This is a genomic window from Pseudomonas sp. DVZ6 (genome assembly GCF_024259445.1).
Lineage (GTDB): Bacteria > Pseudomonadota > Gammaproteobacteria > Pseudomonadales > Pseudomonadaceae > Aquipseudomonas > Aquipseudomonas peradeniyensis.
Genome location: NZ_JANCLM010000108.1, coordinates 1 through 637, shown reverse-complemented (window position 1 = coordinate 637; position 637 = coordinate 1). Strand labels below are relative to the sequence as shown.

Sequence of the window (637 nt, the reverse complement as noted above, 5' to 3'; positions counted from 1 at the left end):
ATCGGCGAGCTCTTCGCGTTGTATCAGGGCAGCGATGTACGTGCGTGTGGCCGCCAGGCGCTCGAGGCGAGGGTAGAAGCCATGGACGCTGGTGAAGGGGCCGGTGCTTGGCACGGCGTATTCCAGGACCTCGTCGAGTTGCAGGCGGTCTGCGTGCATGGCCCGGCCCACGCTGCCGGGCGCTTCGCGGGCCGCTTTCAGGTCGAGAGCCTGGAAGCGGCTGGTGAGCTCGGGGTCGTTGTTCGCGATGGCGTGCTTGTACTGGTCCAGCACGGGCTTGGGCCAGGGATCGTTGGCGAAGGCGATCCAGGCGGTCGAGTACAGCAGGGTGTTGATGTTGATGAACGACGCGATGACATCGTGATGTTCTTGCCGGCAGGCCGTGGACAAGGGCTTGCCGGCTTGCGGGGGAGGCTGGAAGGCTGGGAACTGGCGCAGGGCCCCTTCGGGGGTGACCTGGTAGGCGTGCCAGACCCGTTGATCGAGCAGCACGTAGACATAGCCCTGGCGCAGGATGCGCAACTGTTCGTTGTGCATGGGGATGCCGGCGATACCGTTGTAGTTGGGCAGGTTGCGCGTGCTCAGGGTCTTGGGGCTGGGGGCGTAGGCGGTACGTAATAGGAGGATGGGCAGGCCT

The 637-nt window shown here is 65.1% G+C and carries 1 protein-coding gene; it reads right to left on the bottom strand.

All coding sequences use genetic code 11. The features are described 5' to 3' along the window. Window positions 1-637 (bottom strand): T6SS effector BTH_I2691 family protein (locus NMG10_RS25840; RefSeq protein ID WP_302328763.1); only part of this gene is annotated, 637 nt, incomplete at both ends.